The sequence below is a fragment of the Mycobacterium sp. 1245852.3 genome, from assembly GCF_001669335.1.
GTDB classification, from domain to species: Bacteria; Actinomycetota; Actinomycetes; order Mycobacteriales; family Mycobacteriaceae; genus Mycobacterium; species Mycobacterium europaeum_A.
This window is the reverse complement of sequence record NZ_LZLL01000256.1, coordinates 1-9195: the sequence shown is the minus strand read 5'-3', so window position 1 is coordinate 9195 and position 9195 is coordinate 1. Positions and strand designations below refer to the sequence as shown.

General features: G+C 66.5%; 10 protein-coding genes. 1 reads left to right on the top strand and 9 read right to left on the bottom strand.

The genetic code is table 11. The annotated features are described in order from the left end of the window. Positions 1-324: low temperature requirement protein A (locus A9W96_RS30370; RefSeq protein ID WP_231999659.1), on the bottom strand; the 324-nt coding region annotated here is incomplete at its 3' end. 49 nt (positions 325-373) lie between these two features. Between A9W96_RS30370 and A9W96_RS11225 the strand changes: the two genes are divergently transcribed. Beyond that, the gene (locus A9W96_RS11225; protein ID WP_066873340.1) at positions 374-646 is read left to right on the top strand and encodes an ANTAR domain-containing protein; all 273 of its coding nucleotides are present in this window, start codon (positions 374-376) and stop codon (positions 644-646) included. Between the two features lie 171 nt (positions 647-817). On the opposite strand, the gene dnaB is transcribed toward A9W96_RS11225, so the two are convergent. The 8 genes from dnaB to A9W96_RS11185 form a co-directional block, all read right to left on the bottom strand. Beyond that, entirely contained in the window at positions 818-2194 is a 1377-nt protein-coding gene (dnaB, locus tag A9W96_RS11220) for a replicative DNA helicase (RefSeq protein ID WP_066873338.1), read from the bottom strand. A 530-nt stretch (positions 2195-2724) separates the two neighbouring features. Beyond that, complete coding sequence (gene rplI, locus A9W96_RS11215; RefSeq protein ID WP_066873329.1) at positions 2725-3183, bottom strand: 50S ribosomal protein L9; 459 nt, start codon at positions 3181-3183, stop codon at positions 2725-2727. A gap of 30 nt (positions 3184-3213) precedes the next feature. Continuing rightward, on the bottom strand, positions 3214-3468 hold the full coding sequence (gene rpsR / locus A9W96_RS11210) for a 30S ribosomal protein S18 (protein WP_003874730.1): 255 nt from the start codon (positions 3466-3468) through the stop codon (positions 3214-3216). A gap of 42 nt (positions 3469-3510) precedes the next feature. Continuing rightward, positions 3511-4029, bottom strand: a complete 519-nt coding sequence (locus A9W96_RS11205) for a single-stranded DNA-binding protein (RefSeq protein ID WP_066873326.1) — start codon at positions 4027-4029, stop codon at positions 3511-3513. A gap of 102 nt (positions 4030-4131) precedes the next feature. Then, entirely contained in the window at positions 4132-4422 is a 291-nt protein-coding gene (gene rpsF, locus A9W96_RS11200) for a 30S ribosomal protein S6 (RefSeq protein ID WP_007771721.1), read from the bottom strand. Positions 4423-4555: 133 nt separating this feature from the next. After that, on the bottom strand, positions 4556-5197 hold the full coding sequence (locus tag A9W96_RS11195; RefSeq protein WP_066873323.1) for a DJ-1/PfpI family protein: 642 nt from the start codon (positions 5195-5197) through the stop codon (positions 4556-4558). Positions 5198-5249: 52 nt separating this feature from the next. Beyond that, on the bottom strand, positions 5250-6905 hold the full coding sequence (locus tag A9W96_RS11190) for a glycosyltransferase family 87 protein (protein ID WP_067139766.1): 1656 nt from the start codon (positions 6903-6905) through the stop codon (positions 5250-5252). After that, positions 6902-9195: transglycosylase domain-containing protein (locus A9W96_RS11185; RefSeq protein ID WP_231999658.1), on the bottom strand; the 2294-nt coding region annotated here is incomplete at its 5' end. The genes A9W96_RS11190 and A9W96_RS11185, both read right to left, overlap by 4 nt.

Genomic DNA, 9195 nt, shown 5'->3' with positions numbered 1-9195 from the left:
GTAGGCGACGTCAGCGAAGTAGAACAGTGCCATGCCGCCGGCCAGTGCGATCGCGGACAGCAACGGCAGCCGGTGAGTGGCGTGCTCGATGGTGGCGTGCGCTCCGACAGCGAACAGCATGATGCCGGCGACCAGGGGTAGGTGCAGGTAGCTATAGGCGTCACGGGCAAGATGGGCCCGCCCATCGGCGACGCGCTCGACGGCTGGCCGCGGGCGCGCGGGGAAGGGCTCGGTCGCTGACCACGCGGCTTTGGTTCGAGTGGGTTGTATCGACGCATACCTGTGTCTCGTCGTTCCCAGACCACGCGAATAGGACTCCCTCACCGGGGTAGTCCCGCGCCTGGGGCGGGCTGGCGTAGTGAGGTGAGCGGCGATGAACTGCGGTGAGTATTCGGATGCGCGGATCTTTGATGTCGCCAAAGGCGTACTGATTGCGAAGCTAGGCTGCAGCCTCGACGAGGCGTTAGCCGAATTGGTCAGAGTCGCGGAACGTCACCACGTCGGGGTGCTGGCGCTGGCGCGGGCATTGGTGTATCTGGCGTCACCTGCTCTTCAACACGACCGCGATGACGATGCGGCTCAAGCAGCCATCGCCGAGTTCGGCGAACTGTTTTCGGCTCACCGCCATCGGGTTGCCGGACCCTGAAGAGGTTTGCGACAGTCGCCCCGCGCTCACAAGGGCCGGGGACGCAGTAAGGGCCCCTTTCAGGCGAGCCAACTGGCTAAACTCTTGCCGATGGCTGGCTAGTGCAGACGTTCGATGCCTGCGTAGATTTCGACCCTTGGTTTCGAACAGTTTGTGCGCACCCCGTTACCCCTACCGCGCCATGTTGGTGAACCGCGACAAGTGCAGCTGGTGCGCGACGGTCACCGTCTTGGTGGGGCCGTTGCGGTGCTTGGCGAGAATGAAATCCGCCTCTCCCCCGCGCGGGTCGTCGCGCTCGAACGCGTCGGGCCGGTTCAGCAGGATCACCATGTCCGCATCCTGCTCGAGCGATCCCGACTCACGAAGGTCCGACAACATCGGCTTCTTGTCTGTGCGCTGTTCGGGACCGCGGTTGAGCTGGCTGATCGCAACGACCGGCACCTCGAGTTCCTTGGCCAAAAGCTTGAGATGACGCGAGAATTCGGACACCTCGAGTTGCCGCGACTCGACCTTCTTGCCGGACGACATCAGTTGCAGATAATCGACCACGACCAGACGCAGGTCGGATTTCTGCCGCAGCCGGCGCGCCTTGGCCCGGATCTCCATCATCGTCAGGTTCGGCGAGTCGTCGATATACAGTGGCGCCTCGCTGATTTCGCTCATCCGCCGCGCCAGCCGCGTCCAGTCTTCGTCGCTCATGCGGCCCGACCGCATGTCGGCGAGCTTGATCTTCGCCTCCGCTGACAGCAGCCGCATGACGATCTCGGACTTGCTCATCTCCAGCGAGAAGATCACGCTGGCCATGCGGTGCTTGATCGAGCACGACCGCAGAAAATCCAATCCAAGGGTGCTTTTGCCCACTCCAGGTCGAGCCGCCACGATGATCATCTGCCCGGCATGCAGGCCGTTGGTCACCTCGTCGAGCTCGGTGAAACCGGTCGGCACGCCGCGCGCGACGCCACCGTTGGAGGCGATGGCGTCGATCTCGTCCATCGTCGGCTGCAGCAGATCCTCGAGTGGAACGAAATCCTCCGACGTCCGCCGCTCGGCGACCTCATAGATCTCTGCCTGTGCGCGGTCGACCACCTCGGCCACGTCGGCTCCTTCGGCGCCCGCGTAGCCGTATTGCACCACCCGGGTGCCCGCCTCCACGAGCCGCCGCAGGAGCGCCTTCTCGGCCACGATGGTCGCGTAGTAACTCGCGTTGGCCGCTGTCGGTACCGTCGAGATCAGCGTGTGCAGATACGGCGCCCCGCCGATCCGCCGCAGCAGGTTGCGGCGGTCCAGCTCCGCGGCGACGGTCACCGCGTCGGCCGGCTCGCCCCGGCCGTAGAGGTCCAAGATCGCGTCGTAGACGTTCTGGTGGGCGGGGCGGTAGAAGTCGCCGGGCCGTAGCCGTTCGAGCACGTCGGCGATGGCGTCCTTGCTCAGCAGCATGCCGCCCAGCACCGCCTGCTCGGCCGCCAGGTCCTGCGGTGGCTGGCGCCCGAAGTCTTCGCTAGGCGGCGAAGAATCCCTGCCCGACGCCAAGTCATCGACGACCGCCACGGATTCCCTCCTCCCCGAATTCACGCACCCGAACATACATTCGATAATCGATCGTGAGCGTAAGTCAAGGTGCTGACAATTGCGCCTCATGGCACCCGCACGCCCGGCGCCGGGACGACGTTAAACGTTGCTGACTAGGACGCAAAGGGGGTGCTGTTTATGAAGCTGTGCATCGTGTGTGCATATCCGTCGACACCTGTGTTGAGCGGGGTGTGGAAAACCTGTGGATTAATGCAAAGGGCTGGGACATCGGTGCAGATACCGGCCATACAACGCCATTGAATTCGTGTGGACAAGAATCTCTACGGCGTGTCGTCGCAGGTTACTGCCCCGGGCGTGTTGGCTTTCCGCCACATTTTCCCAGCGTTACGGGCTGGTAAAGCGCGCTGCCCGAATACACCCCAGAAATAGTTCGCCAGGGAGCACGTCCGCGACGCTGGCTACCAAGGGGCGCGCCGCTGCCCGCAGCACAACGAAGCCCGGCGGCGGCCGATCATGGCCACCGCCGGGTACGAGCAAACGTCGGGTGCTTAGCTCTGCGCGACGACCTCGAGCGCGACTTCCACGTCGACCTCGGGGTGCAGGTGCACCGCCACCGGGTGGGTCCCGACGGCCTTGATGTGCGACTTGGGCAGCCGCACGATCCGCTTGTCCAGGTTGGGGCCGCCGGCCTTCTTGATGGCGGCGACGACATCGCTGGCGGTCACCGAGCCGAACAGCTTGCCGGAATCGGCCGCGGTCTTCACCGGCAGCGAGACCGGGCCGAGCGCCTCGATCGCCGTCTTGAGTTCGTTGGCGTGCCCGAGGTCGCGCACCGCCTTGGTTTCCCGCGCGCGGCGGATATCGTCGGCTTGCTTCTGCGCGCCACGCGAGGCCACGATGGCCAGGCCGCGCGGGAGCAGGAAGTTGCGGCCGTAACCGTCCTTGACCTCGACCGTGTCGCCGACGGCACCAAGATGGTCGACGTCAGCCGTCAGAATCAGCTTCATCGTTTCGTACTTTCGGTAGGCCCTCGGCGGCTATCGCGCCGAGGAGGTGAAGGGCAGCAGCGCCACCTCGCGGGCATTCTTCACCGCGATGGCGATGTCACGCTGGTGCTGCACACAGTTGCCGGTGACGCGACGCGCACGGATCTTGCCGCGTTCGCTGATGTAGGTACGCAGCAGCGCGGTGTCCTTGTAATCGATCGCTTGATCCTTCTTGGCGCAGAAGACACATTTGCGTGCCTTGACCGGCTTTTCCGGAGCCGGCCGCCGCTTGTTGGACTTGGCCATGTCTGTTTTTCTTTCCGTTCTCTATTACTGAAGTTTCTCGAATCAGAAGGGCGGTTCGTCGTCTCCGCCACCGAACGAGCCCGATGCGGGCGCGCTGCCCCACGGGTCGTCAGCGGGAGCGCTGCTCGCCGGCGCCGACTGCTGGCGTGATCCGCCGCCGCCACCACCGCCGAAGCCGCCGCCGCCACCACCGCTGCGGCTGGCCTTATTGACCTTGGCCGTGGCGTACCGCAGCGAGGGGCCGATCTCGTCGACCTCCACCTCGACGACGGTGCGCTTCTCGCCCTCACGGGTCTCGAAAGAGCGTTGCTTGAGCCGGCCCGTGACGATCACCCGGGCACCACGCGTCAGGCTTTCCGCGACATTCTCGGCGGCTTCCCGCCAGATGTTGCATCGCAGGAACAGCGCCTCACCGTCTTTCCATTCCCCGCTCTGCCGGTCATAGATCCGGGGGGTCGACGCCACCGTGAAGTTGGCGACGGCGGCACCCGACGGCGTGAACCGCAATTCGGGGTCGGCGGTCAGGTTTCCGACAACGGTGATAGTGGTGTCACCAGCCACAAGTTCCTCCTCGTTCCGCCCTGCTACTCGCTTCCGCGACGGTGGTCCTCGCTGAGCCTACGCAAGTCCACCGACGGTGGGCCCACGACGCGACCACTGCTGTTAGTGCTTGTCGGTGCGCATCACCTTGGTGCGCAGTACCGACTCGTTGAGGCTCAGCTGGCGGTCGAGCTCGGATACCGTCGCCGGCTCGGCCTTCAGGTCGACGACGACGTAGATGCCTTCGGCGTGCTTGGCGATCTCGTAGGCCAGCCGGCGGCGGCCCCAGATGTCGACCTTGTCGACGGATCCACCATCCTTGCGGACGACGTTGAGGAACGTCTCTAAGGACGGGGCAACGGTGCGCTCGTCGAGCGTGGGGTCAAGAATGACCATGATTTCGTATGGACGCATGGAAACCTCACCACCTCCTCTGGTCTCAAGCGGCCACGGACGATCCGTGGCAGGAGGGTCGCCTGCGTCGGCAACCGCATCAGGCTACCGGATACGGGGCTGACCAGAAAAATCCGGACAGTCGGGCAACCCGCTATCGCCGGGCGGCCAAGTATTCGTCGGCCCTGGCCACCGTCGCGGGGTCGGCCTTGGCGAGCGCGCCCGAGTCGAACGGCGGCTGCGGGTCGTATTCGATCAGCAGCTGAGCGGCCCGTGCGGCCTCGCGATCGACGACCAGTTCCACCAGACGTAGCGCCATGTCGATGCCGGAGGAGACCCCCGCGGCGGTGATGATCCGCTGCGGCAGGTGTTCAACGACTCGTTGCGGCACGTAGCGGGCGCCCAAGCCGTTGAGGAGGTCGGCGGCCCGCCAATGCGTGGTGGCCGTGAGCCCGTCCAGCAGGCCGGCCGCAGCGAGCAGCAGGGCACCGGTGCACACCGAGGTGGTGAACCGGGTGTTGGGGTGTACCGCTTGCAGCCAGGTCCGGATGGTCTCGTCGTGGATGAGCTGTCGGGTGCCGATGCCGCCGGGGAACACCACCACGTCGGGTGCGTCCACGTCGTCGAAGGTGGCGTCGCAGCTGACACCGAGCATGCCGTTCTCGGTCCGCACCTCACCGCGGTGGTGCCCGACGAACACGACGTCGATGGACGGGATGCGTTGCAGCACTTCGTATGGACCGACCGCGTCGAGAGCGGTGAATCGCGGGAAGATGGGGATGGCAACCTGCGTCATGGCGCCACTCCTTCGACCCCGGCTGCGCCGGGATCGTCGTCGTCGGCGCGGGTCACGGCGCCCCGCTCGCCACTGGGGCCTGCTCGTCGGCGTGCTCGGCTGCCGGGACGGCCGAGCGGCGCGACCCCGGCGGCCGCAGCCAGTCGGGCAACCAACCGGGCGGGTCGTCGGGTGCGCGGTCGAACGGTCCGCCCGCGGGATCGTCCACCCGCCCGCCCCACCGCACCAAATCCTCACCGGGCCGGTAGATCTGACGAATTACTAACGCGCACAACACGATAACCGCAATATCGCGGAGCAGCACGGTGGTAGTGAAGAACTGTTCGGGCAGGGAACGATTGGGGTTGCCGTACAGGTAATACATCCGCGGCACCCACACCAGCGCATCGACGGTCATCCACGCCAGCAGCAGCCGGCGATGCGGCAGGGCGAGCACCGCCAGCGGCACCAGCCACAGCGAGAACTGCGGGCTCCACACCTTGTTGGTCAGCAGGAACGCCGCGACCACCAAAAACGCCAGCTGCGCCACCCGTGGCCGTTGCGGGGCGGTCAACACGACGAATGCGATTGCCGCACAACAGGCCACGAACAGCACGGCGACCACGCTGTTGAGCACCGTCGGCGGCTGCCAGAATCCGAGTTTGGGATCGAACCCCCGCCACCCGGTGAACGACTTGATGACGTTGTACAACGAGTCCATGTCGTCGCCGCGCCGCGTGTTGAGCCGGAAGAACTCCGACCACCCGCGCGGAAAGAACACCAGCACCGGCAGATTCACCAACAGCCAGGTCACCCCGGCCGACACGGCGGTACGGACCCACGCGCGCAGCCGTCCGGTCCGGATTCCCAGCAGCAGCATGGGGCCCAAAAACAGCAACGGGTACAGCTTGGCCGCGGCGCCCAATCCGATCAGTACGCCCGCCAGCACCGGCTTTCGACGCGCCCACGCCAGCAGGCCGGCCATCGCGAATGCTGTTGCCAGCGCGTCGAAATTGGTGAAGATCTGAAAAATCAGGGTGGGCGAACCCGCCACCAAGGCGGCATCCCAGATCCGGCGCCCGGCCAGGCCCGCGCTCGCCCAGACGGTGGCCAGCCAGGCCAGCGCCAGCCCGAACGCGGCGATGTTGAAGAACATCACCACCTCGGCGACCACCGGCAGCGGGGCGAGTTTGCTCAACGCCGTGTAGGTCTTGGCCAGGGCCATCGACACGTACTGATAGATCCCGGTCAGCACCGGATACTCCATGTAGCGCACCGCAGGCCGGCCGTCGTAACGGATCTGCTGGGCGCCGGTGGAGTCGGTCTCGACCCAGCTCGACTTGTACGGAAACTTGCCCTGGCTCAGCAACTCTGCGCCGTAGAGCGGCACGGTGTCGGAGTAGCACAACTCGTAGTAGGCGCGTTGGTTGTCCCAGTTGGCCACCCGCTGATCGGCGGTGCCGGTACCGGTGCTTTGCAGACACGCGGCCTTCGTCGACCAACCCAACGCCAAGAAGACCAGCGCGATCAGGAACATCACCCGCAGCGGGGTCATCAGCCGGGAGCGGCCGATCAGCGCGTGCCGGCCCACCGGGCCACCGACGACGTCGGCGAGTGCGGCGCCCAGGAAATCGTTGCGACTCGGGCAATCTCGGTTGTCGGCGCTGCGCAGATCCGCGGCCAGCCGCTGCGGTGAACTGGTGGCGCCGTGCTCCGCGGCGTCGGTCACGGTGGCGGCGCGGGTGCTTGGGGTCCACCCGGCGGGACGCCGCCACCCGGCGCGCCACCAAACGGCGCGCCACCAAACGGGCCCCCGGCCGGACCGCCCGGCTCGGGACCACCCGGCGGGCCACCGCCGGGTGCTGGTGGCGCCGCAGTGATCGTCGTGGGCGGGCCGACCGGGATGGTGATGCCGGGCGCCACTTCGATGGTGGGCTGAATGACGGTCTCCGACGGCGGCGGGGGTGGGGGCGGCGCGACGGGCACACCGGCGTAGCCGCCGATCTCGGTCGGCTTGGGGAAGGACTCGTTGGAGGTGCCCTTGAGGGCGCCGTCCATGGTGGCCTTCCAGATGTCCGACGGCAGCCCCGAGCCGTAAACCGGTGCGCCCGAGGCGGTTACCAGCGGACTGTCGCCCTTGGCCGTGCCCACCCACACCGCGGTTGACAGCGACGGTGTGTAGCCGACCATCCAGGCGTCCTTGTTGGAGCTGGTGTCGCCGAGCTGGGTGGTGCCGGTCTTGGCGGCCGAGGGCCTACCGCCGGCCAGGGCGTGGCCGCGGGAATAGGCGGCGATCGGCGCCATGGCCGCGGTGACGTTGTCGGCGACGGCCTTGGGGATTCGCTGCTCGTCCTTGTTGTCGGAGTTGGCGGCGTCGAAGAGGACCTGGCCGTCGGAGTTGACGACCTTCTGCACGAAGTGCGGGCGGTGATACACCCCGGAGGCCGCGAGCGTGGCATAGGCCGAGGCCATGTCGAACACCCGGGTTTGGTACTGGCCCAGCACGATCCCGTTGTTCGGTGGGCCGCCCTTGCCGTCCTCGGACAGGGTGTGGTCCACGCCGGGGAAGCTGGTCGCGACGCCGGCCTGGTGCGCGGCGTCGGCGACGGCCTGCGGCCCGCCCTTGAGCTTGAGCATCAGCCGGTAGTAGGACGTGTTCAACGACATCTTCAGCGCCTGGGCGAGGTTACAGGTCCCGCAGCTCTCGCCCTCGACGTTGGTGATCTTGATGCCATCGACCGTCAGCGGCGAACTGTCGACCTGATAGCCCAGCCCGATGCCCTGCTCGAGCGCGGCCACCAGCGCGAACACCTTGAACGACGATCCCGTCTGCAGCCCGGCCTGAGCGAAGTCGAACCCGTTGGCGTCGGTGCCGCCGAGGTACGCACGGATGGCACCGTCGTGCGGGTCCACCGAGACCGCGGCCGAACGCATATCGGGATCCTGGCCGTCGAGGTATTTCGACACCGCCTTCTCCGCGGCCTGCTGGGCCTTCGGATCGATGGTGGTGGTGACCTGCAGGCCCTGGGTGTTCAGGGTCCGCTCGTCGATGTTGAACAGCTCCATCAGCTCTTTGGTCACCTGACGCTCGATCAGCCCGTTGGGTCCGGTCGTCTGGTTCTGCGCGCGCGCCTGATCCGGCGGCACGGTCGGCGGGAACACCTGCGCGGAACGGTCATTGGACGACAGTGCCTTGGTTTCCACCATGCCGTCGAGCACCCACGCCCAGCGGGCCCGGGCGCCCTGCGGATCGACCGCCGGGTCGAGCGTGGACGGCCGCCGGATGAGCGCGGCCAGCAGCGCGCCCTCGGAGACCGTGAGCTGCTCGACGGGTTTGTTGAAGTAGGCCTTGGCGGCGGCCGAAATTCCGTAGGCGCCCCGGCCGAAGTAGATGATGTTCAGATAGGCCTGCAGGACATCGTCTTTCGACCACTCCCCGGACATCTTGGTGGCGATGACCAATTCCTTGGCCTTGCGCATCAGGCCGCTGACCCCGTGCTGAGCCGAACCCACCAGCGCGTTCTTCACGTACTGCTGGGTGATGGTCGACCCGCCCTGCAGGTCGCCGCTGCCGAAGAGGTTGTTGTTCACCGCGCGCACGAAACCGGCGAAATCGAACCCCGGGTTCGAGTAGAAGTTGCGGTCCTCGGCGGCGATCACCGCCTGGCGCACATGCACCGGAACTTGGCTGATGTTGACGTCGACCCGATTGCCTTCGGGCGGAATGATCTTGGCGATCTCCGAGCCGTCGCTGGCCAGGATGGTCGAAACCTGGTTGGTACGAAGGTCACCCGGCTTGGGAATGTCGACGATGAAGTACGCCATCGCGAACGTGACGATCGGCAAGAGCACCAGTACCGCCGCGCACAGGTAGGCCCCGCGCCGCACCCACAGCCAGTTGATCTGCTCGGTCCAGGCCCAGTCGCGCCACGGCGGGAGGGGTCGGCCGCCGGGACCGCCGGGTCCACCCAGCTCGGCGACACCAGCTCCAACAAGGACGCCTGGATGGTCGGCTACAC